Annotated in this window: 21 protein-coding genes and 6 pseudogenes; 11 read left to right on the forward strand and 16 right to left on the reverse strand. The window is 70.0% G+C overall.

Annotated features, from left to right (window positions below):
- Positions 1-55 precede the first annotated feature (55 nt).
- The 6 genes and pseudogenes from ACQ86J_RS25035 (at position 56) to ACQ86J_RS25060 (ending at position 5,084) form a co-directional block, all read left to right on the forward strand.
- Positions 56-727: an ATP-binding protein gene (locus tag ACQ86J_RS25035; protein WP_431267660.1), complete on the forward strand. Its 672-nt coding sequence runs from the start codon at positions 56-58 to the stop codon at positions 725-727.
- The gene (locus ACQ86J_RS25040; RefSeq protein ID WP_431267661.1) at positions 711-1,088 is read left to right on the forward strand and encodes a hypothetical protein; all 378 of its coding nucleotides are present in this window, start codon (positions 711-713) and stop codon (positions 1,086-1,088) included. Before ACQ86J_RS25035 ends, ACQ86J_RS25040 begins: the two co-directional genes overlap by 17 nt.
- Positions 1,085-2,824, forward strand: a complete 1,740-nt coding sequence (locus ACQ86J_RS25045; protein ID WP_431267662.1) for a magnesium chelatase subunit D — start codon at positions 1,085-1,087, stop codon at positions 2,822-2,824. Before ACQ86J_RS25040 ends, ACQ86J_RS25045 begins: the two co-directional genes overlap by 4 nt.
- Before the next feature lie 79 nt (positions 2,825-2,903).
- Complete coding sequence (gene bchO / locus ACQ86J_RS25050) at positions 2,904-3,776, forward strand: alpha/beta fold hydrolase BchO (RefSeq protein ID WP_431267663.1); 873 nt, start codon at positions 2,904-2,906, stop codon at positions 3,774-3,776.
- A gap of 68 nt (positions 3,777-3,844) precedes the next feature.
- Positions 3,845-3,967: pseudogene (locus ACQ86J_RS25055) on the forward strand (hypothetical protein); the annotation flags it as partial.
- Positions 3,968-4,040: 73 nt separating this feature from the next.
- Complete coding sequence (locus ACQ86J_RS25060) at positions 4,041-5,084, forward strand: DUF3422 family protein (RefSeq protein ID WP_431267664.1); 1,044 nt, start codon at positions 4,041-4,043, stop codon at positions 5,082-5,084.
- A gap of 233 nt (positions 5,085-5,317) precedes the next feature.
- Here the strand turns inward: ACQ86J_RS25060 and ACQ86J_RS25065 are convergent, their stop codons facing one another.
- The 4 genes from ACQ86J_RS25065 to ACQ86J_RS25080 form a co-directional block, all read right to left on the reverse strand.
- Positions 5,318-5,812 (reverse strand): (R)-mandelonitrile lyase, encoded by a 495-nt coding sequence (locus ACQ86J_RS25065; protein ID WP_431267665.1) that lies wholly within the window; start codon positions 5,810-5,812, stop codon positions 5,318-5,320.
- A 181-nt stretch (positions 5,813-5,993) separates the two neighbouring features.
- Positions 5,994-6,284, reverse strand: a complete 291-nt coding sequence (locus ACQ86J_RS25070; protein ID WP_431267666.1) for a hypothetical protein — start codon at positions 6,282-6,284, stop codon at positions 5,994-5,996.
- Positions 6,259-6,831, reverse strand: coding sequence for a methyltransferase domain-containing protein (locus ACQ86J_RS25075; protein WP_431267667.1), 573 nt, complete (start codon positions 6,829-6,831; stop codon positions 6,259-6,261). Before ACQ86J_RS25075 ends, ACQ86J_RS25070 begins: the two co-directional genes overlap by 26 nt.
- Before the next feature lie 795 nt (positions 6,832-7,626).
- Positions 7,627-8,571, reverse strand: coding sequence for a hypothetical protein (locus ACQ86J_RS25080; RefSeq protein ID WP_431272524.1), 945 nt, complete (start codon positions 8,569-8,571; stop codon positions 7,627-7,629).
- 326 nt (positions 8,572-8,897) lie between these two features.
- Here ACQ86J_RS25080 and ACQ86J_RS25085 point away from each other — a divergent pair.
- From ACQ86J_RS25085 to ACQ86J_RS25095, 3 genes and pseudogenes are all read left to right on the forward strand, one after another.
- Positions 8,898-9,368: pseudogene (locus ACQ86J_RS25085) on the forward strand (phytoene/squalene synthase family protein); the annotation flags it as partial.
- Positions 9,369-9,423: 55 nt separating this feature from the next.
- Complete coding sequence (locus ACQ86J_RS25090) at positions 9,424-9,948, forward strand: phytoene/squalene synthase family protein (RefSeq protein WP_431267668.1); 525 nt, start codon at positions 9,424-9,426, stop codon at positions 9,946-9,948.
- Positions 9,949-10,004: 56 nt separating this feature from the next.
- On the forward strand, positions 10,005-10,544 hold the full coding sequence (locus tag ACQ86J_RS25095; protein WP_431272525.1) for a TspO/MBR family protein: 540 nt from the start codon (positions 10,005-10,007) through the stop codon (positions 10,542-10,544).
- 849 nt (positions 10,545-11,393) lie between these two features.
- On the opposite strand, the pseudogene ACQ86J_RS25100 reads toward ACQ86J_RS25095, so the two are convergent.
- The 7 genes and pseudogenes from ACQ86J_RS25100 to ACQ86J_RS25130 form a co-directional block, all read right to left on the reverse strand.
- Positions 11,394-12,194 (reverse strand): annotated as a pseudogene (locus ACQ86J_RS25100) (recombinase family protein); the annotation flags it as partial.
- Positions 12,194-12,475, reverse strand: coding sequence for a hypothetical protein (locus tag ACQ86J_RS25105; protein WP_431267669.1), 282 nt, complete (start codon positions 12,473-12,475; stop codon positions 12,194-12,196). The pseudogene ACQ86J_RS25100 and the gene ACQ86J_RS25105, both read right to left, overlap by 1 nt.
- Positions 12,462-13,295 (reverse strand): hypothetical protein, encoded by an 834-nt coding sequence (locus ACQ86J_RS25110; protein WP_431267670.1) that lies wholly within the window; start codon positions 13,293-13,295, stop codon positions 12,462-12,464. The genes ACQ86J_RS25105 and ACQ86J_RS25110 overlap by 14 nt, the downstream gene beginning before the upstream one ends.
- Entirely contained in the window at positions 13,292-14,077 is a 786-nt protein-coding gene (locus ACQ86J_RS25115; protein ID WP_431267671.1) for a tyrosine-type recombinase/integrase, read from the reverse strand. Before ACQ86J_RS25115 ends, ACQ86J_RS25110 begins: the two co-directional genes overlap by 4 nt.
- Before the next feature lie 258 nt (positions 14,078-14,335).
- Positions 14,336-14,914 (reverse strand): hypothetical protein, encoded by a 579-nt coding sequence (locus ACQ86J_RS25120; RefSeq protein WP_431267672.1) that lies wholly within the window; start codon positions 14,912-14,914, stop codon positions 14,336-14,338.
- Positions 14,915-15,126: 212 nt separating this feature from the next.
- A complete protein-coding gene (locus tag ACQ86J_RS25125) occupies positions 15,127-15,285 on the reverse strand; it encodes a helix-turn-helix domain-containing protein (RefSeq protein WP_431267673.1) in 159 nt (52 codons plus the stop codon).
- A 270-nt stretch (positions 15,286-15,555) separates the two neighbouring features.
- Complete coding sequence (locus ACQ86J_RS25130) at positions 15,556-16,236, reverse strand: hypothetical protein (protein ID WP_431267674.1); 681 nt, start codon at positions 16,234-16,236, stop codon at positions 15,556-15,558.
- A 281-nt stretch (positions 16,237-16,517) separates the two neighbouring features.
- Here ACQ86J_RS25130 and ACQ86J_RS25135 point away from each other — a divergent pair.
- A pseudogene (locus ACQ86J_RS25135) lies at positions 16,518-17,592 on the forward strand (IS3 family transposase); the annotation flags it as partial.
- Between the two features lie 183 nt (positions 17,593-17,775).
- Positions 17,776-18,549 (forward strand): annotated as a pseudogene (locus ACQ86J_RS25140) (IS5 family transposase).
- Between the two features lie 141 nt (positions 18,550-18,690).
- On the opposite strand, the gene ACQ86J_RS25145 reads toward ACQ86J_RS25140, so the two are convergent.
- The 5 genes and pseudogenes from ACQ86J_RS25145 to ACQ86J_RS25165 form a co-directional block, all read right to left on the reverse strand.
- Entirely contained in the window at positions 18,691-19,476 is a 786-nt protein-coding gene (locus ACQ86J_RS25145) for a formate/nitrite transporter family protein (RefSeq protein WP_431267675.1), read from the reverse strand.
- Positions 19,477-19,486: 10 nt separating this feature from the next.
- A complete protein-coding gene (locus tag ACQ86J_RS25150; protein WP_431267676.1) occupies positions 19,487-20,338 on the reverse strand; it encodes a TrkA C-terminal domain-containing protein in 852 nt (283 codons plus the stop codon).
- On the reverse strand, positions 20,326-21,927 hold the full coding sequence (locus ACQ86J_RS25155) for a radical SAM protein (RefSeq protein ID WP_431267677.1): 1,602 nt from the start codon (positions 21,925-21,927) through the stop codon (positions 20,326-20,328). The genes ACQ86J_RS25150 and ACQ86J_RS25155 overlap by 13 nt, the downstream gene beginning before the upstream one ends.
- Positions 21,927-22,397, reverse strand: a complete 471-nt coding sequence (locus ACQ86J_RS25160; RefSeq protein WP_431267678.1) for a glycine radical domain-containing protein — start codon at positions 22,395-22,397, stop codon at positions 21,927-21,929. Before ACQ86J_RS25160 ends, ACQ86J_RS25155 begins: the two co-directional genes overlap by 1 nt.
- A gap of 73 nt (positions 22,398-22,470) precedes the next feature.
- Positions 22,471-22,990: pseudogene (locus ACQ86J_RS25165) on the reverse strand (pyruvate formate lyase family protein); the annotation flags it as partial.
- Positions 22,991-22,994: the final 4 nt, after the last annotated feature.

Consider the following 22,994-nt stretch of genomic DNA (forward strand, 5'->3'; position numbering starts at 1 on the left):
GCCCCCATGGCCGCGCCGGAGCCACTATGCAGCCTAGACGTCCGGATGGGGCCCCATGAGCCAGCGCGTCCCCTTCCCCTTTTCCGCCATCGTCGGCCAGGACGAGATGAAACTGGCCATCCTGGTCGCGGCGGTCGACCCCGGGATCGGCGGCGTGCTCGCCTTCGGCGACCGCGGCACCGGGAAGTCCACCGCCATCCGCGCGCTTGCCGCCCTCCTGCCCGACATCCCCGTGGTCGAGGGCTGCCCCTATCGCTGCGACCCCGCCGATGCGCGCGCGCTCTGCGACGATTGCCGCGCCCGCCAGGCGAAGGGGCCGCTGCGGACCCGCATGGCGCCCGTTCCCGTGGTCGACCTGCCGCTCGGCGCGACCGAGGACCGGGTGGTCGGCGCGCTCGACATCCAGCGGGCGCTGGCCGATGGCGAGAAGGCCTTCGAGCCCGGCCTCTTGGCCCGGGCCAATCGCGGCTTCCTCTATATCGACGAGGCGAACCTGCTGGAGGACCACCTGGTCGACCTCCTGCTCGACGTCGCCGCCTCGGGCGAGAACGTGGTGGAGCGCGAGGGGCTTTCCATCCGCCACCCCGCCCGCTTCGTCCTGGTCGGCTCCGGCAACCCCGAGGAGGGCGAAGCTGCGGCCGCAGCTGCTCGACCGCTTCGGCCTTTCGGTCGAGGTCCGCACCCCCGGCGACCTGCCGAGCCGGATCGAGGTGATCCGCCGCCGTGACGCCTATGACCGCGACCCCGCCGGCTTCGCCGCGCAATGGGGCGGCGCCGAGGCCGGATTGCGCGGCCGAATCCTGGCGGCGCGCGAGGCGCTGCCGCGGGTTGCGGTGCCCGACGCGGCCTACGAACGCGCGGCGCAGCTCTGCATGGCGCTCGGGACCGATGGCTTGCGCGGCGAGCTGACCCTGATCCGCGCCGCCCGGGCGCTGGCGGCGCTCGAGGGCAGCGCCGCGGTCGGCGATGCCGAGCTTCGCCGCGTCGCCCCGCCGGCGCTGCGCCACCGCCTGCGCCGCAACCCGTTGGACGAGGCGGTGGCCGGCACCCGCGTCGAGCGCGCCATCGCCGAGCTGTTCGGCCCGTGACCACGCCGGGGCCCGACGACCCGGCCCCTTGGGCGGAGGCCATGCAGGCCGCCGCGCTGCTGGCGATCGACCCGGCCGGGCTCGGCGGCGCCTCGCTGCGCGCCATGCCGGGGCCGGTGCGCGACGCCTGGCTGGCCCTGCTGCGCGGCATGCTGCCGCCCGGCGCGCCCTGGCGCCGCGTGCCGCTCGCGGTCGGCGACAGCCGGCTGCTCGGTGGGCTCGACCTGACCGCCACCCTTTCGGCAGGACGGCCGGTGGCCGAGCGCGGCCTGCTGGCCGAGGCGGATGGCGGCGTGCTGCTGCTGGCCATGGCCGAGCGGGTCACTGCCAATACCGCCGCCCACCTCGCCATGGCGCTCGACACCGGGGAGGCGGTGGCGGAACGCGACGGCCTGGCGCTGCGCGCCCCGGCGCGGCTGGCCGTGGTGGCGCTGGACGAGGGCCTGGCGCCGGAGGAGGCGCCGCCCGCCGCGCTGCTGGAACGCTTGGCCTTCCGGCTCGACCTGCATGCCGTCCCGCCGCGCGACGCGGTGGGCAAGGTGCCGGACCTGGCCGCAGCGTGGGCGCTGCTGCCTGCCGTCACCGCCGGCGACGACATCCTCGAAGCGCTGTGCGGCACCGCGCTGGCGCTTGGCATCGGCACGCTGCGGGCGCCGGTGCTGGCGCTGCGAGCGGCCAGGGCCGCGGCGGCGCTGGCCGGGCGGGATGCGGTCACCGAAGAGGACGCCGCGCTCGCCGCCCGGCTGGTGCTGGGCCCGCGGGCGCTGGTGCTGCCGGCCGAGGCGCCGGCCCCTGAGGAGCCGCAGGCCGAGTCCGAGGAGCCGGCGCCCGAGCCGCCGCCCGACCCGGGCGATGAGGACGACCTGCCCGACCCGCAGGCGCTGCAGGACATGATCCTCGCCGCCGCCGCGGCGGCGGTGCCGGCCCACCTGCTGGACGGGCTCAAGCTGGCCGAGGCGGCGCGGTCCCGCACCCCGGGCAAGGCCGGGGCGCAGAAGGCCTCGCCGCGGCGCGGTCGGCCGATCGGCACCCGCGCCGGGGAGCCGCGCGGCGGCGCACGCCTCGCCCTTGTCGAGACCCTGCGGGCGGCGGCGCCCTGGCAGCGGCTGCGCGGACGGTCCGGGGCACGGATCGAGGTTCGCAAGGAAGACCTCCGCATCCGCCGCTTCCGCCAGCGGTCGGAGACGGCGACGATCTTCGCGGTCGATGCCTCCGGCTCCGCCGCGCTGCACCGGCTGGGCGAGGCGAAGGGCGCGGTCGAGCTGCTTCTGGCCGGTTGCTACGTGCGCCGCGACAAGGTGGCGCTGCTCGCCTTCCGCGGCACCGCGGCCAAGCTGCTGCTGCCGCCGACCAGTTCCCTGGTGCGGGCCAAGCGCAGCCTGGCCGGGCTGCCCGGCGGCGGCGGGACGCCGGTCGCGGCGGCGCTAGATGCGGCGCTGGCGCTCGCCGATGCGGTGCGGCGCAAGGGCCAGACCCCGCTGCTGGTCATGCTGACCGATGGCCGCGCCAATGTCGCGCGCGACCGCGCCGGCGGCCGTGCCCGGGCCGAGGCCGAGGCGCTGGAGGCCGCCCGTGCGCTGCGTGCCGCCCGCGTCGCCAGCATCCTGGTCGATGTCTCCCCGCGCCCGGCCGAGGCCGGCCGCCGGCTGGCCGCCGAGATGGGCGCGAAGTATCTCGCGCTCCCCTATGCCGACGCCGCCACGCTTTCGCGTGCCGTGAAGGCCGAGGCGGCATGAGCGGCGAGCCCAGGTCGGGGTCCGGGGACCGACCCGGTCCCCGGTGGGGGTCCAGGGGGCAAAGCCCCTGCGAAGGCCCATGATTCCGCCCGACTGGCCGAACCGGACTTCCAGCAGGCTGATCACCGCCGGCGGCCTGCGCTGGCACGTCCAGGTCGCCGGGTCCGGCCCGGTGCTGCTGCTGGTCCACGGCACCGGCGCCGCGACGCATTCCTGGCGCGACCTGCTGCCGCTGCTCGCCCGGCATTTCACCGTGGTCGCGCCCGACCTGCCCGGCCATGGCTTCACCCAGCGGCCGCGCGCCGAGGGGCTGTCCTTGCCCGGCATGGCGCGCGGCGTCACCGCGCTGCTGCGCGCGCTCGGCCTGCGGCCCGACCTCGCCGCCGGGCATTCCGCCGGCGCCGCGGTGATCGCCCGGATGACGCTCGATGGCGGCATGGCACCAAGGGCGCTGGTCGGGCTCAACGCCGCATTGCTGCCCTTCGAGGGGCTGGCCGGGCAGATCTTCTCCCCGATCGCCCGGCTGCTCTCCGGCGTCCCCGCGGTGCCCTGGTTCTTCGCCTGGCGGGCCGGCGACCGCGGCCTGGTGGAGCGCCTGCTGCGCGACACCGGCTCCAGCCTCGATGCGCGCGGGGTCGAGCTCTACGGCCGGCTGGTGCGGCAGCCCGGGCATGTCGCCGCGGCGCTCGGCATGATGGCGCATTGGAAGCTGCGGCCGCTGCTGCGTGACCTGAAGACGCTCACCGTGCCCCTGGTGCTGGTGGTGGGCGGGCATGACCGCACCGTGCCGCCCTCCGACGCGCGGCGCATCCGGGCGGCGGTGCCGGGCACCCGCATCATCGACCTGCCGGCGCTCGGCCACCTCGCGCATGAGGAGCGGCCGGCCGAGCTTGCCGGCATCCTGCTGCGCGTGGCCGAGGAGGCCGGGCTGCTGGCGCCGGTGACCGCATGATCCTGCCCGATTCCCACCCGCAGCGGCTCGAGCTCAACGACGAGGTGCATGCCCGCCCGCCGGAGGCGATGGGGCCGCCGCTGCGCATCTCCTACCTCGCGCTGCTGAGCGACCCGGCGCGGCGCGACGCGCCCTGGCAGGCGGTGGTGGAGCTGGCGCAGCGCATGGCGGTCGCCCCGCCACTGCCCGGCGCCAGCCATTTCAGCGCCGATTTCGGCCCCTTCCGGCTGAAATGGGAGAGCCACACCGAGATTCCACCGCATCATGGTCTTCACGCCGCTGGCCGGGGACGACCCCTTCGCCGAGCCGGCCATCGCCACCGTACCGGCCGACTGGGTGGCGGCGCTGCCCGGCCGGCTGATGGTGGCGGCGCATGTCGGGCTGGTCCGCGCCGCGGCGCCGCCCGACCTCGACGCCATCTCCGAGCGGCTCTTCGCCGGCAACGTGCTGGCGGGCGGCCAGGTCTCCGGCGGCATGGCGCATGCCTTCACCGATTTCCGCATCCATAATGTCGGTCCCGCTGGCGGCTTCAGCCGCATCCTGGTGCAGGACCACGGCATGGCGCCGCGCCAGGCCGGGCGGGTGGTGCAGCGGCTGCTGGAGATCGACACCTACCGGATGCTGGCGCTGCTGGCCCTGCCGCTGGCGCGGGAGATCGGCCCCTTCCTGACCCGGTCGGAGCAGGAGCTTGCCCGGGTCACCAATGCCCTGGTCCAGGCCGGCGAGCATGACGAGCCCGATCTGCTGGAACGGCTGACCCGGCTGGCCGCCGAGGTCGAGAGCCGCGAAGCCGAGTCGCTGTACCGGTTCAGCGCGGCGGATGCCTATTACGAGCTGGTCCAGCGCCGCATCGCCGAGCTGCGCGAGGTGCGGATCGAAGGCGTGCAGACCCTGCAGGAGTTCACCGAGCGCCGCCTGGCCCCGGCGATGAACACCTGCCGGGCCGTCGCGGCGCGGCAGGAGAGCGCTGTCCCGCCGCGTGGCCCGGGCGACGGCGCTGCTCTCCACCCGGGTGGACCTAACGCGCGAGCGGCAGAACCAGGAAGTGCTCGCCTCGATGAACCGGCGGGCGCAGCGGCAGCTGAAGCTGCAGGAGACGGTGGAGGGGCTGTCGATCGCGGCGGTGACCTACTACGTCGTCGGGCTGGTCGGCTACGTGGCGAAGGGCATCAAGGCAGGTGGGGGAAGATCGACCCCGACCTGGTGACGGGCATCGCCATTCCGGTGGTCGCGGTGGTCGTCGCGCTCGGGCTGCGGCAGGTGCGGCGCTTCCTCAAGCGCCGGCGGAAGAGCCGTGCGGGCGAATAAATTGCCTCAAATCGGTTGAGGCCGGGCCGGGCCTTTCGCCGGGAAAGCCGCGGACTGCCTCAGGTCCCGGCGGCCGGGTTGAGGTCTTGAGGCAATTGAGCGGTCTGTCCGCCGATGCCGAACGCGGCTTTCGGACAAAGCCCGAATCCCGGACATGCTTCTGGGGTTGACGATATTCCTATCGCACGCATCGGGCCGCGATGGCAACGGCATACTGCCGCGCCCGGCCGCCGTTAGCCGCCGTACTGCGCGTCCGTGACCTGCTCCAGCCACTCCACCGCCTTGCCGTCCAGCCTCTCCTGGATGGCGATGTGGGACATGGCGGTGGTGGGGGCGGCGCCATGCCAGTGCTTCTCCCCGGGCGGGAACCAGATGACGTCGCCGGGGCGGATCTCCTCGACTGGCCCGCCCTCCCGCTGCACCCGGCCGCAGCCGGCGGTGACCACCAGGGTCTGGCCGAGCGGGTGGGTATGCCAGGCGGTGCGGGCGCCGGGCTCGAAGGTGACCAGGGCGCCGGCGGCCCGGGCGGGGTCGAGGCGGGCTGAACAGCGGGTCGATCCGGACGGTGCCGGTGAACCAGTCGGAGGGGCCGCGGCCGGAGGGCTGGGTGCCCGCGCGGGTGATGTCCATGGCTGCGTTCCTGTGTCGTGTTGGCACAGCAAGGCCGGGGAGGGGTACGCGTTCCCGCTCCAGACCCCATCCTGCCATTCGGGAGGCGAGTGTCGCAACGGGGAGGGGGGTCACGAGCGCGCCGCCAGACGAGATCGAAAGGTCTGCACTGGGCGGAAACCGGACATCGCATGCGGTAGGCCGAGAAGGCCGTCGCTGGCGCGAAAGCTCAAGATCTATGCAGCGAGAATCGGCTGAGGCTTTGCCTTCAACCACCTTTCGTCGCTGACGCAACAACGATCATGATGGCTTGCTTGCGACGATCTCGATCGGCAAAAGACTGCCATCTTGATAAGCGCGAGCGACATTCGCGAGTGTCGCGCCTGCAATGTCACCATGAATCAACGCGTTAGCCCGATAGGGCGGCTTTTCGCCGCGATCGACCATTGCCCGCGATCGGGCTCCAGATTCGAACGCACGCTGAAGGTCGTTCTTAATTTGCTCGACTTCGAAACCTGCGCTTCTCAGTATTTCCTGCGTATCGTCGACTGTTGAAAGGAAGCTTTCAGCCGCCGTCGCAGCCCATGGCATGGGAAACATGACTTCGCCGTCTCCGCTCCGGGCAATCTCCGACAGCACAAGCCACCCACCCGGCTTCAGCACGCGGTGAATCTCGCGATAAGAGCTGCATTTTGTCGGGAATATTCATCGAAACGAACATGGAGTACGCTCCCTCAAACATTCCATTTCCAAAAGGCATTGCAAGCGCGTTGCCAACCTGAAAACGCACATGAGTTTGCAAGCCCATAAGGTGTGTCAAGTGTTCCGCGATCGCGCAGAACTCTGGCGTCAAGTCAATGCCGGTGACATAACAACCGAAACGTGCCGAGAACCAGCGTGCCGGCCCACCAAGCCCGCTACCAACATCGAGCAAATGATCGGTCGGCTGTATAGCTACCAGTGCGGCCATGTCCTTTGTTGCTTCCAACCCCCGGCCGTGAAAATGATCGTACGGTGCTAATGCGTCGACTGTTGGATGCGTTGGATCTGCACCGTCTGCTCGTAGAGCTGTTTCGATTCGTTCAAGTAGCCCGTCTGTCGTGTAGTGATTGATGATCTTCGATTTGGCATCGTTCATCTCGCGCTTCCTTTTATCGGGACATTTTTTGTTTTTGATCACGCCAAGAGTGCTGCTCCGACCAGATTGAGCAGAACCGCGCACCCTTCTTCAAGACGCCTGCGAGGATCGAACAACGCGGTGCACTGGCAGTCAGCTTCGTATCACTGCGAGCAGGCTTGACCCTAAGCTGCGCGGGCGACGATATGGCGCACCATACCTTCCCGCCATGCTGCAGAAATCGAGACTTTCGCACCACCGGCCGGATACCTGTAGGCCAGTGGCTTACGCGGTGCAGAACTCCAGTGCGAATGTCCGGTCAGGGTCGAGAGCGCCGGTACACCTCCCTATCGCGGTGGCCACTGCTCGGCACGGTCGCAACCGGCCACAAGTCGGTCGCCCATCGGTACGAAAGTGGCACGGGTAGCACCCGTCGCGCCCGCGCGGCTCTACCCCGGCACCACCGGAAACGTCGCCGCGATGGCCACGGCCAGCGCCAGCGCATTGGCCAGCGCTGCCGGCAGCGGCGATCCCGTGGCCCGGAAGCTCCACCGCCCGAACAGCCCGAAGACCACGAGGAACACCAGCATCACCGGCACGATGATGACCAGGAAGAACAGCCGCGGCGGGTCCAGCGCCACGGCGCCGAGCAGCGAGAGCAGGAACAGCGCCTTGGTCGCCGGCGCGGCCAGCCGCGCCGCGCCGGCCCCGCGCACCGCCATTTCATCGGCCAGGAACCAGGGCAGGGTGCCGAACAGGACCAGCGGCACCAGCCAGGCGCGGTGCGGCGCCGGCAGGAAGGACAGCACGTAGCGGTCAAGCGCCAAGCCGAGGCCGAGCACCGCATAGGCGGCGATCGCCAGCGCCGCCGCGGCGACGGCCAGCGGGGCCGCGCGCGGCCCCGGCGCCTCGCCCCGCCGCGCCCACCAGAGCGCCGCCGCAGTCAGCACCCCGTACACGGCGCAATGCACCGTCAGGTAGTCGCCGAGCAGGATGGGCAGGAAATGCGTGGGCAGCGGCCGCAGCAGCAGCGGCGTGGCGATGGCCGGCAGCACCGCCACCGGCCAGAAGCGCCGCCAGGGCAGGCCGCCCCCGTCGGCGCCGCCGCGGCGCGCGGCAGCAGCCGGGACAGCGGCCAGGCCAGCGCCAGCAGCTCCGCCGAGCAGCAGGCCGATCGCGCCGCCTCGTGCATCCAGCATCCCCTCGCCGCTGCGGCCGAAGGCGGCGTTCAGCCAGGCCCGGGCCTCGGCCAGGCTCTGCCGGGCATAGAGGATGCCGATATGCTCGACCCCCTGCACCAGCACCAGGCGGCGCGCGGTGCCGGCGGCGAAGTCGCCATAGGTCGTCTCGGGCACTGGCGGGCCGGGCGAGGCCAGCGCCACGATCCGCCGTGCCGCATCCTGAAGGAATGCCGGCTCCCAGGCCCCGGCCGCGACCAGCAGGTTGCGCGGCTGCGTCGCCGTCACCTCGGGCCCGAAGCCGGAGAAGGCGACGGTCGCCGCCACCTCCGGCCGGGCGAAGGCCCAGCGGATGACGATGTCGGCCGCCATGGAATGGCCGAGCAGCGCCACGCGACCGTCGCCGAGCGGCCGCGCCGCCGCCACCACCCGGCCCAGCGCCTCCAGCAGCACGCCCGAGGCCGCCTTGTCGTCCGGACAGCCCGCCGGCGAGCGGCGTGGGGTTCCGGCCATGCCCGGGGAAGTCGAAGGTGACGGCGATGAAGCCGGCCTGGGCCAGGCTGGTGGCAAAGGGCTGCATCATCTGCTGCGAGCCGGCGAAGCCATGCGCGATGACGACCACCGGCGCCGCGCCGCTGGCGGCGGGGCGGTAGAGGGTGACGGGGATTTCCTCCACCGCCAGCGGCGCCACCGCCAGCCCGTCCAGCGGCGCGCGCAGCCGCCGAGGCCGAGCGCGATGGCAGCGAGGGCCAGGAGGGCCACCAAGGTCAGGGCAAGGCGTCGCACCCGATTGTCCTCATTCTTTGACGTTTTGCCCTGGTCACAACTGTCAGGCTGGCTTTACGGTAGCGCGGAAACGGGTTTCCGACAGCCGCGGCGCAGACCGCGCGCCTCCAGATGGGGTCCAAGATGCGCCTGTCCCGTGCCGAGCCCGTGCTCAGCCCCGAAGACCTCGCCGCCTGCCGGGCGCTGCTGGCCGGCGGGTCCAAGAGCTTCCACGCCGCCTCCCGCCTGCTGCCGCGGCGGGTCGCCGAGCCGGCCACCGCGCTCTATGCCTTCTGCCGGGTCGCCGACGACGTCATCGACCTCGACCCCGGCCCCGCCGCGCTCGCCGAGCTGCAGGACCGGCTGCAGCGGGCCTATGAGGGCCGGCCGCTTGCCATGGCCGCCGACCGGGCACTGGCCTCGGTCATCGCCCGCTACGGCATCCCCCGCGCGGTGCCGGAGGCGCTGCTGGAAGGCTTCGCCTGGGACCGCGCGGGGCGGCGCTACGAGACGCTGGCCGACCTCACCGCCTATGCCGCCCGGGTCGCCGGGACGGTGGGCGCCATGATGGCGCTTCTGATGGAGGAGCGCCGGCCGGCGGTGCTGGCCCGCGCCTGCGACCTCGGCGTCGCCATGCAGTTTTCCAACATCGCCCGCGACGTGGGCGAGGATGCAAGGCGCCGGGCGGCTCTACCTGCCGCTCGCATGGATGCGGGAGGCGGGGCTCGACCCGGATTCCTGGCTGGCCGCGCCGGTCTTCGACGCCCGCCTCGCCGGCGTGGTGCAGCGGCTGCTGGGGGAGGCGGCGGCGCTCTACCGCCGCTCCGAGGCGGGGATCGCCCGGCTGCCGCTGGCCTGCCGCCCAGGCATCGGCGCCGCGCGGTGGATCTATGCCGAGATCGGCCATCAGGTCGCGCGGCAGGGCTTCGACAGCGTCTCCCGCCGCGCCGTGGTGTCCGGGCGGCGCAAGGCGGCGCTGCTGGCGCGCAGCCTCGGCGCCATCGCCCTGCCGGCCGGCACGACCGACGCGCCCTGCCTGGCCGAGACGCGCTTCCTGGTCGAGGCGGTGGCGGCCGAGCCGCGCCGCGGCCATGCGCCGGTGCCGGCGCGGCGCTTGGGCGAGCAGGTCGGCTGGATGCTCGACTTGATGCTCCGGCTGGAGCAGGAGCGGCCGTTGAACGGCGGCATGCGCTAAACTTCCGCGCCTGGCGCCGCGTTCCGCTGCCGGTCGAGGCGGCGGAGGCGGGTGGCATGGATCAATCCCTGGTCGAGACGGCGCGCGGCGCTGGCGCCGCGGCGGGTCGGCGATGCCGACATCGCCACGGCGCTGGTGGTCTGCGGCGGCGCGGTGCTGACCTCGGCGCTGCTGTCGGCGCGCTGGTCGCCTTCCCCGGCGCATGGGCGGATCGGCCGGCGGACTACGAGCGCCTGGAGAAGCCGCCCTTCAACCCGCCGGATGCCGCCTTCGCCATCTGGGGCCCGCTCTATGCCGCGCTGACCGTCTCCGGCGCGCGGCTGTGGAATGCCCGGCCGAGCCCGGCACGCAGCCGCGCGCTGGCGCATTGGTGGGGCATCCAGGGGCTGAACGCCTTCTGGATGTGGCTCGGCTTCGGCAAGCGTCTCCGCGGCGCGGCGACTCTGGAGGCGGCGGCGACGGTGGTGAATGCCGCGGCCTATGTGGAGACGGCGCGCAAGGTGGACCCGCCGGCGGCCTGGCTGGCGGTGCCCTATGCCGCCTGGATCGGCTTTGCGGCGCTGCTGTCGGAGGAGTTGTGGCGGCGGAACCGGTAGGGGCGAAGGAAAGGCCAGGAGGAGGTATCCTCCCTGGCCCTCTTTTACCGAACTGGCGAACATGACGAGGACGCCGGTGGCGTGTGCGTCCAGATCTCCCGCTTCGCCGAGGCCACCGGCCCGCAGCATGGCGAGAAGATCGCCGATCAGCTCCACCCCTGATGGTCCGCCGCCGTCTCCTGGCGGGTGGATGACAACGCGGTCCACCAGGGCGCGGGCCGCCTCCAGGGCATCGGGCGCATCGCCGGCGTTCAGGGCGTCATGGTGTGTCGCGATCCGCTTGCGGTAGACCTCGGCCAAGTTCGGGTGCAGCGCTGGGACGGAATGCGGCGCGGCAGCCATCAGCCGCGCCAGTTCCGCCTTTCTGGCCTGAAGACCATTCAGCTTCGCCCGAAGGCCAGCCGACGCGAGCCCGTCAGCAATCGCATCGACCAGGTTGGCGATCTGCCGTTCGATACCTCGCAGCTCGCGGCGGTGACCTTCCGCAGCCGCCCCGGCCTCGGCCGTCATCCTGTTCCATTCGGCGGTGAACTCGGCGACGAAGTCGGCCACCAGCTCGGGCTGCATCAGCTGCCGCCCGAGCGCCTCGCAGACCCGCTGCTCCAGTGGTGTCCGGCGGACGGTGTCGCGGTTGCCGCAGGCGCCCTGGTGGGCATGGCGGCACCCCAGGTAGCTCGAAGAGGGCGCCGCAGCTGCCGCAGACCACCTTGCCCGAGAGGAGGTGCTGCGGCCGCCGCTGCAGCCAGTAGGCCGGCTTGCCGGATGGGCCAGCAGGAGATCTGCGTCGGCCGCCAGGCGGGTCTGCACGCGCTCCCAGAGCGCATCGTCGACGATCTGTAGATCCGGGACCGGCTGGATCACGAAGTCGGATGAGCTGTTGTTGCGGCGCTGCTGCTTGCCCGTGTTCGGGTCCTTGAGGGAGCGTCGGCGGTTCCAGACCAGGCGGCCTGCATAGAGCTGGTTCCGCAGCAGGCCGTCGCCGCGACGCGGCCGACCCCGGATGGAGCTGTTATACCAGATGCCGCCACTGGGCGCCGTGACGCCCTCGGCATTCAGCGTGATGGCGATGGCGCGCGGGCTGTGGCCGGCCGCGTACTCGGTGAAGATACGGCGGATGATGACCGCCTCGGCCGCATCGATCTCGCGCAGGCCGCGCTCGGGCTCGCCGTCGGCCCCGAGGCGGATCACCTTTCGATAGCCATAGGGGATTTCACCCACCGCGCGACCCGCCCTGATCCGCCCTTCCAGGCCGCGCCGGGTCTTGTCGGCGAGGTCCTTGAGGTAGAGGGCGCCCATGGTGCCCTTGAGGCCGATATGCAGTTCGGAGATCTCGCCCTCGGCCAGGGTGACCACCTGCACCCCGGCGAAGCGGGCCTGCTTGTAGAAGCCGGCGATATGCTCCTGGTCGCGGCTGAAGCGATCGAGGCTCTCGGCCAAGACGAGGTCGACGGTGCCGGCCCGCATGGCGGCGAGCAGCGCCTGGAAGCCGGGGCGAAGCGCGGTGGCGCCGGAGATGGCGGCGTCGGTGAAGACCTCGACCACGGTCCAGCCCTCGCGCTCGGCGCGCACCCGGCAGATGCGGAGCTGGTCCTCGATCGAGGCCTCGCGCTGCTGGTCCGAGCTGTAGCGGGCGTAGAGGGCGCAGCGCATCAACCAGGGTCCTCGACCGTATCGAGCGGCAGCCTAGGGCCATGCCGCAGGCGGACCAAGTTGGCCTGCATGCTGCGCGCCGCCTCGAGGCTGTGTGCCTGGTTGTAGTAGCGCTCGGTGGTGGCCTGGCTGCGGTGGCCGAGCAGCTGGCTGGCAATGCCGATCTGGGCAGGATCGTCGACGGCGACGGAGGTCGCGGCGCAGTCGCGGAAGAGATGCGGGTTGATGCCCTGGCCGAAGGCAGCCTTGGTGGCCGCGACGATACGGTCATAGAGCGCCATGCCTGTCATCGGCGAGCCATCGGCCGAGAGCCAGAGGGCTGCGCCCGCCGCCCGGTGCCAGCGCCCCCGCTGGCCGGACAGGAGCTGGCCGGTGCACGGCGAGCCAGGTCTCGAGCATCGGGATGAGCGCCTCCGGCCAGGGCATCTCGAGCGGGGCATGGGTCTTGGTCTCGGCGGCCTCGAGCACGATCCACCACACGCCGCCCCGCTGCACCAGGCTGGTGCCGAGCGTGAGCCCGGCCAGATTGCGCCGGCGGAGTGGCCGGGCGGCCAGCAGCGCGATGGCCAGGCCGTCGCGGAACTGCACAGCCCTCTGCCGGGGCGTGCCGCTGGCCTTGGCTATCAGGTCGCAGCCGAGGGCAAAGAGGTCCTCGGCCCCGACCAGCCGCACCCGCTTGTCGCGGGCGGGCTGGTGCCGGGCCCGGACCCGGCCGGCAAGCCGGCGCAGCCAGCCCCAATCGGTGCTGGGGCCCATGACCCGGGCGGCCTGGTAGAGCTCCTCCAGCCGCGAGATCTGCGTCAGGGTGCTGTTGACCTGCTGCATTTCGGCCAGCCAGGCGCCGACCGCGGCAGGGGTGATGCGCGAGCCGGGCTCGGCGGCGGCATCGAGCGCGCCGCGGTGCTGCAGCCCAGCCAGCCAGCGGCCATAACCGATGCTGACCTTGTGGTTCGTCGCCGGGCGGAAGTGCGCCCGGCTGCCGCCAGGCTCGAGAAGATCGCCGGGCTGGAGCGCTGCCAGCCAGCGCTCCCGGTCAACGGGCGGCCACTCGGCGAGCGTGAGGCAGCGTCGAGCCGGGTCTCGGGCGAGGCGCCGGGTCATGTCCGGTCCCCGCCATTCGGTTTGCGCAGCTTGAGGATGGTAGCATCGAAGTGCCGCACCGCGGCCGCGGTCTCGAGGCCGGTGTAATAGCTGGTGGTGGTCTCGATCGAGCGGTGGCCGAGCACGCGGCGGACCACCTCGTAGCTGCCGGGATTGGCATCGAGGTAGAGCTTGGCGGTGATGTGCCGGAAGAGGTGCGGGTGGAGCTGCAGGCCGGTGTGCTGGAACACCGCCCTGCTAATCTGGCGGCCCAAAACGGCGCGCGCCTTGCGGCCGCCGTCCCGCCCCGGAAAGAGTGCCCGGCAGGTGGCCGTGGCCAGTACGGGTCGGTAGCCCTCCAGGTAGCACTCGAGCAGGGCGATGCTCTCGGCCGGCAGCGGGAACTCGAGATCCTGACGGTTCTTGACCGCGGTGCCGGGAATGACGAGGTGCAGGCCGGCCCCGCGCCGGTTCGGCCGCAGCAGGTGCCGGTCGAGGTCGAGCGCGGCGAGGTTGTCGATCCGCACAGGCGTCATGAGCAGTAGCTCGATGGCGACTGCGCTCTGCACCAGCAGCGCGGCGCGGTGTTGCTGCCGCGCCGGGATGCGCTCGGCGAGCGCGAGCAGCCGGGCCGGCAGGCCGAGCAGCGCGCGGATATTGCCCGGATCGTCGAACTGGCGCAGCCGTGCCCGGTTGGTCTCGGTCAGGGTGCGGCTGCGCACCTCGAGCCGGCGCTGCAGGGCGCTGATCTGCTCGAGATGCGCCGGGGTCACTTTGACCCAGTGCCGGGCAATGGCCTTCACGGTCGAGAGCAGGTCGGCGATGGCGCTGCTGCTCTGACCGCCGCGCCGGTCGAGTAAGTAGCGGAGCGCCTCCTTGAGGGCGTCGATCTCGACCAGGTCGGCGAGGCTGCGCAGTGCGGCCGGATCGCGCCCGCGGTGGACGAGGGCCGAAGCGACGACACGGATCTGGTGATCGCGCGCGACGACCGTCCCCGGCTTGACCGGACGGAAGGGCAGCTCCTCCAGAGGATCGCGTCCGGCCAGCCGGTCCAGGTAGGCCTAGGCATCCGCCGCCAGGCTCGGCGCCAGGGCGGACCAAGCCGGGATGTACCCTTCAGGGCGCAGGACCGGATCGACCGGCCAATCCGGCCAGCCCGGGCATTCCCGGCAGGCGCGGTTCCAGGCGCCCCGCGTATCGCGCAGCTGCGTGGAGGGCGAGCTGAGCAGGCTTCGCTGGAGCGCCGCCCCGAAGCGCGCCATCACCGCCTCGTCCACCATCTCCGGAGCGATGCCGGCGGCGCTGCAGTGGTGCAGGAAGCGGGTGAGGATGGCGCGCTGACGGCGGGTAGGCAGCGCGTCCAGCAACACCTGCCACGCAGGCATCAGATCCTCGAGGTGCCGGCCGGGCATCATGGGCTCAGCCAGGTCGAGGGCTGCCCGAAGCAGGCTGCGGATGTTGTTCCAGCGGCCACGGCTGAGGCCGTGCGCCGCCGGCGCGATTTCGGCCAAGCGCGCGACCAGCAGCCGCGGATCTAGCGGGATCAGCGCTGGCTCGCTGCCGAGCAGCTTGGCAATGGTGCGTAGCGCCGAGAGCAGTTCTTGGCGGCGGCGGGCCGAGAGGTCGGGCGCGGACGCCACGAACTGGATCAGGTCCGCGAGGGTGCGAGGGGCTGGTGAAGCGGGTTGGGGTGACATGGGGGTCCTCGTGATGACGCATGACGGATGCAGTATCGGATCGTGATTATCTAGCATGACAAATGAACGCGCTCTGGGGTTTATAAGTAATCACGAGGCATTGGAAGATGCGGTACTTACAGTGACATGCACTGTCTGCCGGATACGCCGGCACATTATCGCTGGGCTTTGCGCAGGAAGTGCTCGAGGTCGCTCTCGACTATACGGATAGCGCGGCCGAGCTGCAGGACTGGCAGTTCATCAGCGGCGATCCAGCGGCGTACGGTGCGCACGGCGACCTGGCAGTGGCCGGCCACCTGGGCGACGGTCAGCAAGGGGTGCGCGGGCTTGGGGTGAGTGAGGCTCGGTGGTTTGTGCGACATCGGCTGGCTCCGGGTTGGCCACCGCACGCACCTCGGCGAACAGCTCAGCCGCAGCCTGCCGCGCTAGGGCGCGGGCCAGCCGGCGCAGCGTGTCAGCCGGCTCGACTGGGCAGGTCTGTTCGGTAATCGGGGCGGGGCGGGGCAGATGGGTCACGACCCCGAGATGACCGAAAGCGCAGCCGCCCAATACTCAGCACACTGCAGGAGGTGCAGTGATTCGATTCAAAGCCAAGCCGGCCGCGGGTTTGCGGCCGGCAGCCCAATGTCACTGACGCGATTTCGATGCCTTCGCCAGGGTACCCGCTTGGCGCCAACTGGACGGGGTCTCCTCGGCCCAGGCGTCATTGAAGGCGCGCACGGAGAGCCGCGGGATCGCCTTTTGGCCTCCCGAAAGTAGCCGGCCTTGCCGTATTGCTTGTCGCCCGCAGCGACCTTGGCCCGCAGCCATAGGCGGCATGCGTTTTGTGCTTGGACCGTTGCAGGCTGTGTGTCGGGCTTGAACCAGAAAGGCGGCAGCGTGAAGCCGGCCTCGCTGCGGAACGTGCCGAAGGCATCCCGGCCGACCTCCAGCATGGCGAGCACCGGCTTGGTCAGGTCGTGGTAGTCGTCCCACTCCGCCTCGGCCAGTACGGCGCAGGCCGTCGCCAGCAGTTCCGGAGTTTGCCGCGTCGGATCGGCCGGCCAGACGACACGCCGACGGAGATCGACCACGGCCGAGCCGTCTGGCTGTTCGATGGCATCAGCAGGTGGGAGGTCCTCCGGCCGGTCGACTACGACCAATCCCGCATCCTGGGGCGTATGCCGGCAGCTGTTCAGCACCCGCACGCGCGGATCGCTGTCGCGCGCACCAGCCACACCGGGCAGTGTCGCCTCCAGCTCGCCGCGCCAGAATGCTTGGAGCAAAAGCGTCTCCACCTCGGCAACAGGCGGCCGCTGCGGTATGTCTCGATGCCAGTGGCGGGCCAAGTCAACAGTGACAGCTGAGGTGACGATAGCGGGTACATAGACGAAGTATGCAGGACCGAGGACAATAGGGTCGGGGAATCATGGAGCTCGCCTCAGTAGCGGCGGTTTGAAGCTCGGTAATAGTCAGCACCCAAGCCCGCCGGCCGACAAACAGCTGGTCTTGGTAGTGGAAGGTTGACCGCGACGCCGGCACCACCCGGAACTGAGGTGGACCCCCGATGTCGGGCAGGCGCTTAAGCTTGGATCGCCCGCGAGAAGGACGGACCCGGATACCGGGCAAGCGGACGCGGCACTTGGCGGACTTCAACGCGAAGATGGCGCTGGAGGCGCTGCGGGGTGAAGCTGACGACGGCGCAACTGGCAGCAAAGCACGGCATTCACCAGACGATGGTCAGCGAGTGGAAGCGACAGGCCATGGAAGGGTCGACTCCGGTGTTCTCAGACAAGTCGGCGGTGCAGGAGAGCGCCAAGGCGGCCGGGGCGGATGTCGACAAGCTGCATGCCAAAATCGGGCAGCGGCTGGTGGAGCGGGATTTCTTGGCCAACCTTCGGTCGATGAGCCTTGATCAGCGGCATCAGATGATCGGGCCGGCGCGTCAGCGGTGATCTATCATACAGTAGTGCGAGCTAGTTTCGATCAGCCAGCCAGGGTTTTACCATCGCCCGGCTGGGGAGACGCCGCTGAACCTGGAGCTAATGGGGCTGATCGATGCGCAGTTCCTGTAAGCACCCTGGTACGGCGCGCGGCAGATGGCACGACACGTCCGGCGTGAGTGCCACAAGCGCATCCAGCGGCTCATCGCGAAGCTTGGCCTGGCGACGATCTAACAGCGGCCACGAACGACGGTGTCGAACCAGGTCTGGTGCGCCCACGTTACCTACCTGCCCTCGCGCCACGGCTATCTCTAGCTGGTCGCGGTGATGGAATGGGCGACGCTCAAATTCTGTGCTGGCGAGTTTCGAATACCATGGACGTTGAGTTCCGCCTTGAAGCCTTGGAGGAGGCCTTCGCGCAGTTCGGGAAGCCGGAAATCCTCAATACCAACCAGAGGCAGTCAGTTCACCTCGCCGCAGTTCATCGGTGTGCTGCAGCGGGCCAGGGTGCACATCTCGATGAACAGCCGCGGCCGCTGTATGGACGGTGTCTTCATTAAACGGTTGTGGCGCAACCTTGGACAGGAGTGCGTCTACCTGCATACATTCAAAATCGGCTCGGAGGTGCGGCCCGGGTTGTCAAAGTGGATCGGCTATAATAATGCTGGACGCCCAAATAGCGCTGGCGGGACGAAGCCCCAGCGAGGCCTGTGGGGCGGACGAGGCAGAGAAACTGGCCGCCTGACGACGAGGACCGAGCTTATTCAGGCCGTCGAACTGTTCGACCGATGGGGCCACCTCATTCCGTAGCGTGTTAGGCCCCGTTAGCACTTGAACGCTGTGACGGTGTTGGCGTTGTGCCGCCTTTGTGAAGGGGCGGCAGTGGTTCTGACAGATGAGCAATGGGCTGTGCTGAAGCCGCTGGTGGAGGCGTGCCGCCCGCACGCGAAGGTCCCGCCGAGCAACCTGCGGCGGACACTCTCGGCCATCATCGGGCGGCACACGAACGGGGCGAAGTGGCGCGCCGTGCCTGAGGCGTTCGGGCCGTGGTGGATGGCGGCGCAGACCTTCATTCGCTGGTCGCGCCTTGGCGTGTGGGAGCGACTGCTCGCCGTGGCGCAGGCACGCGGCGTCGAACTCGGCATGGCCTTCCTCGACGGCACCTCGATCCGCGCTCACCAGAAGGCGGCAGGGGCGGCCAAAAAGCCGACACTTCGGCGCAGCGGGGCGCAGGTGAGGCGCTTGGCCGTTCTCGCGGCGGCTATGGCACCAAGGCCTGCGTGATCGCCGACGGGACAGGCCGCGCGGTTGCCTCTTGCTCTTGCACCCGGCCAGGCGCACGAACTGCCCCATGCCATCCCGCTGCTCGCGCGCCTTCCCGGCGTGCCGGTCTGGGTAGTGGCCGACCGAGGCTACAGCAGCCACGCCTTCCGCCAGCACCTCTGGGACCTCGGGACGCGGCCCGCCATCCCGCCGAAGATCAACGAGGCTCCAGTCGCCTGCCCAGCGCCGATCTACAACAACCGCAACCGCGTCGAGCGCCTCTGGGCGAGGCTGAAAGAGTGGCGCGCAGTCGCCACCCGCTACGAGAAGACCGCCGCATCCTTCCTCGGCGTGCTCTGCCTCGCCGCCACCGCCGACTGGCTCAGGCGCTAACGAGGCCTAGGTCTCCGGCAATGGCCATACCCATTTACCGCAATCACCAGAAGCCCCGCATAGTAAGCTCTTGCGGGCGCCGATAGAGCAGCCAATAGACACCTGCGACCAGCACGGCTCCTCCAGCGACGTTACCGAGCGTCACCGCCAAAAGGTTGCGCACAAAGCTAGCGAGGCCAAGGTTGGGGTATGCGTCTGGCGTCGACTGTGCCAGACGCCAGGAACTCCGTATTTGCGAGATTGATCAACCAGAAGCCCGTAGCCAATAAAGTACATGTTAGCCACCGCGTGCTCGAAGCCGGCAGCAACAAAGGCTGCGATTGGCAGCAGAATCACGAGCACGCGGTGAGCCGGCTGGCGACTGGACAGCGACAGCCAGACGGCCAGGCAGACCAGCGTGTTGCAGAGCACGCCGAGGATGAACGCCCGGTCGAAAGGCAGCGCCGCCGTGGCCTCCGCCGTTCGAAGGGCGGTCACACCGACCTGGCCGCTGCCGAACAGGTGGTGCCCTGCCAGCAGCAGCAGCGAGGCCGTCCCAAGCGCCCCGGCGAGGTTGCCGATCCACACCAAGCCCCAGGCACGCAACACGCGAAGCCCGCCGAGCCTGCCGCTGGCCCAGGCCATGACCATCAGCACGTCGCCGGTGAAGATCTGCGCGCCGCCCACCAGCACCAGCGCGAGGCCGACCGTAAAGACCAGGCCGGCGATAACCCGGGCGAGGCCGAAAGGCAGGACCTCGGCACCGGTCAGCGCAACATTGGAGAAGACCGCGCCGAAGGCGATGAAGGCGCCACCCAGCACCCCCAAGGTCAGCAAGGTGATGGCGTCCTGCCCGGCCTTGGCGACGCCGTCCGCCTCCGCCTTGGCGGCGATCGCGGGCGGCAGCCTGCCCTCGATCCCCGCCAGCACCTTCGGTTCCGGCTCCATCCCGAACCTGTCAGCCGCCGAGCGCGAGCAGGCCGACGACCTGGACCGCGATGACCTTCACGATCGTCGCCGAAGGAAAGATCATCGGCATAGCCAACATCCGGGCGCTCCGTCGGCGCCATGCGGCTGGCATAGACCACGATGGCCGGGTTGCCCGTGGCGCCGGAGGCGATGCCGAGCAGGTCGTCGAAGGAATCTTCAGCAGGTAGAAGCCGACCAGAAGGACGATCGCCACCGTCGTCAGCAGCACCGCGGCACCGATCAGAAGCATGAGCGGCCCGGTCTGTGCCACGGTGGTCACGAAGGCCTGGCCGGAGTTGATCCCGACCGTTGCCAGGAACAGCGTCAGGCCGAAATTCCGCAGCACGATATTGGCCGGCAGCGGCATGACCCAGCTCAGCGGTCCGGTGCGCCGGAGACGCCCGAAGATCAGCGCGACAATCAGCGGGCCGCCACCGATGCCGAGCGTGACCGTGCCGACCCCCGGCACCGGGACGGGCACCAGGCCCAGCAGCACACCCATGACCATGCCAAGGCCGATCGAGACATAACTGAAGTCCGCGGCGGCTTTCACTGTATCACCGAAATGCGCCCGCGCCACGGCCACCTGCCCCGGCGCGACGAGCACGCCGACGCGGTCGCCGATCTCCAGCATCAGGTCCGGCGAAGGCACCAGATCCACATCGTAGCGGCGGACATGCAGCACATGGATCGGCACGTCCTCCGGCATTGGCAATTCGGCCAGCGTCTTGCCGGTGAGCGCAGGCTTGGACACGAAGAACCGCTGATAGCTGAGGTCGCCCCGGTCCTTGCCGATCCGCCCCGGATCGATACGGCCAAGCGCGGTCGCTACCTCGTCCACCGCCGTTGCGCGATCCGCGGCGACGAGGAGCGCATCGCCGGGATGCAGCTCGAGCTCTCCGGGTCCGGCAGCCGATTGTGGTGCTCCTGCCGGACGCCTGCGACCTGCACACCTTCCGGCAACGTGGCCATGACCGCGCCGAGCGTTGCGCCAGCGTCCGGCAGGCGTTCGATCGTCACCTCCCCCATGTGGAAGCGCGCGGGCTTGGGCGGGAAGACCGGCTTCACCCGCCGCGTCAGGAAGTAGAAGCAGAGGATCGGGCCGATGACGCCGAAGGGATAGGCGACGGAGTAGCCGATCGAGGGCTCGCGGTTGCCGATGGTGTCGAGCGCCGCCTGCAGCGTGGCCGTGCTGGTCATCGACCCCGCGAAGATGCCGAGGGTGTGGCCCAGCTTCACGTCGAAGATCGCGCCGAGGCCGAGTGCCACCACCAGCCCGGAGACCACCGCGACGAAGGCCAGAAGGTTGTAGACCCGCCCGACGCCCGAAAGGCCTTCGAAGAACTGCCGGCCATACAGGATGCCGATGCCGTAGAGGAACATGATCAGCCCGACCAGGCCGATCGGGCCGGCGACCTGTGCCTTGGGTGCGATCGCCCCGAGGAACAGGCCGACGAATAGCACGGCGCCGACGCCGAGCGAGAAGCCGAGTATGTTGACCTGCCCCACCGCGTAGCCGACACCGATCGCAAGGAACAAAGCGAGGATGGGCTGGGTGCCGATCAGGTCGCTGATGGCGGCGAGCATGATACCTACCCTCCCTAGCGCGCGCGGCAACCGGCAGCACGGAAGATATCCAGCGCCGCGTGGACCTGCTGCTCCGTCGGAACCGGGGTATCGGCGAGCCTGTAGTCGAGCCCGAGCGCCTTCCATTTGAAGGCGCCCATCTGGTGGAAGGGCAGCACCTCCACCCATTCCACGTTCTTCATCGGCGCGACGAAGCGCGCCACCCTTCGCGATATTCTCGGGATCATCGGTGAGGCCCGGCACCAGCACGAAGCGGACCCAGACCGCCTTCCCCATGGTGGCGAGGCGCTCGGCGAAGCGGAGCGTCGGCTTCAATTCGACGCCGGTCACCCGGCGATAGGTGTCCGGATCGCCGCTCTTGATGTCCAGCAGCACCAGGTCGACATTCCTGAGGTAGTCGTCGTCGGCGCGGTGGCCGAGGAAGCCCGACGTGTCGAGGGCCGTGTGCAGCCCCATCTCCTTCGCCGCGGCGTAGACGCCACGGGTGAAGCCAAGCTGGACCAGCGGCTCTCCGCCGGAGATGGTGAGGCCGCCGCCCATGGCGCGCAACGCCGGCGCGAAATCGCCGAGCCTGCGCGCGGCGTGCGCCAACTCGATCCGCGTGCCATCCTTCAGGTGCCAGGTGTCCGGGTTGTGGCAGAACTGGCACCGCAGGAAGCAGCCCGACATGAAAAGCATGAGCCGCACGCCCGGACCGTCGACCGTGGAGCCGGTCTCGTAGGAGTGCACCCAGCCATGTGTCGCCCCCGTCCCTTCGTAGCCCTCGGTAGGCGGGGCGTCGGGCGATTTGCTGGTCCGGAGGTCGTACCGGCAGCCGACCTCCACCATGCCGTCCTCCAGCATCACCGCCTCCCTAATAGGATGCGTGGAAGGTCCGGCGGATCACGTCGAGCTGCTGCTCCCGCGTCAGCCGGACGAAGTTCACCGCATAGCCGGAAACGCGGATCGTGAAGCTGCGGGTACTTCTCCGGGTGCTCCATGGCATCCTCCAGCGTCTCCTTGGAGAGGACGTTGAGGTTCATATGGAAGCCGCCCTGGCCGAAATACATGTCGAAGGCCTTCACCGCATTGTCCAGCGAGCCCTCGGCATCCTTGCGCGCGATGCTCGGTGCGACGGAGACGGTGTAGCTGATGCCGTCCTGGGCATCGGCATAGGGCAATCGGGCAACCGAGAGACAGGAGGCCAGCCAACCATGACTGTCCCGCCCATGCATCGGGTTCGCGCCGGGGCCAAACGGCTCGCCCTTGCGGCGGCCGTCGGGCGTGTTGCCGGTCGCCTTGCCGTAGACCACGTTGGAGGTGATGGTCAGCACGGACTGCGTGTGCTTGGCGTTGCGATAGGTCGGGTGCTTGCGCCATGTTGGCCATGAAGCGCGAGACTAGGTCTGCGGCGATCTGGTCAACCCGGCTATCGGCATTGCCGTATTTCGGGAAGTCGCCCTCGACGCGGTAATCGACCGCAAGCCCGGTGTCGTCCCTGATGACATGCACCTTCGCATGCTTGATGGCCGAGAGGCTGTCCGCCACGACCGAGAGCCCGGCGATCCTCGAAGGCCATGGTCCGCAGGACATCGCGGTCGTGCAGCGCCATCTCCAGGCGCTCATAGAAGTATTTGTCATGCATGTAGTGGATGCAGTTCATCGCATGCACATAGGTGCGCGCGAGCCACTCCATCATGGCGTCGAATTCCCCGAACACCTCCTCGTAGTCCAGGATCTCGGACGTGACCGGCCTGGTGGGCGGCGCCACCTGCTCGCCAGTCACCTCGTCACGCCCGCCGTTGATCGCATACAGCATCGTCTTGGCCAGGTTGACCCGAGCCCCGAAGAACTGCATCTGGCTTCCCAGCCGCATGGCGGAGACGCAGCAGGCGATGCCGTAATCGTCGCCCCAGTAGGGCCGCATCAGG

It is taken from the genome of Dankookia sp. P2 (assembly GCF_050632255.1).
Taxonomy (GTDB): Bacteria; Pseudomonadota; Alphaproteobacteria; order Acetobacterales; family Acetobacteraceae; genus Paracraurococcus.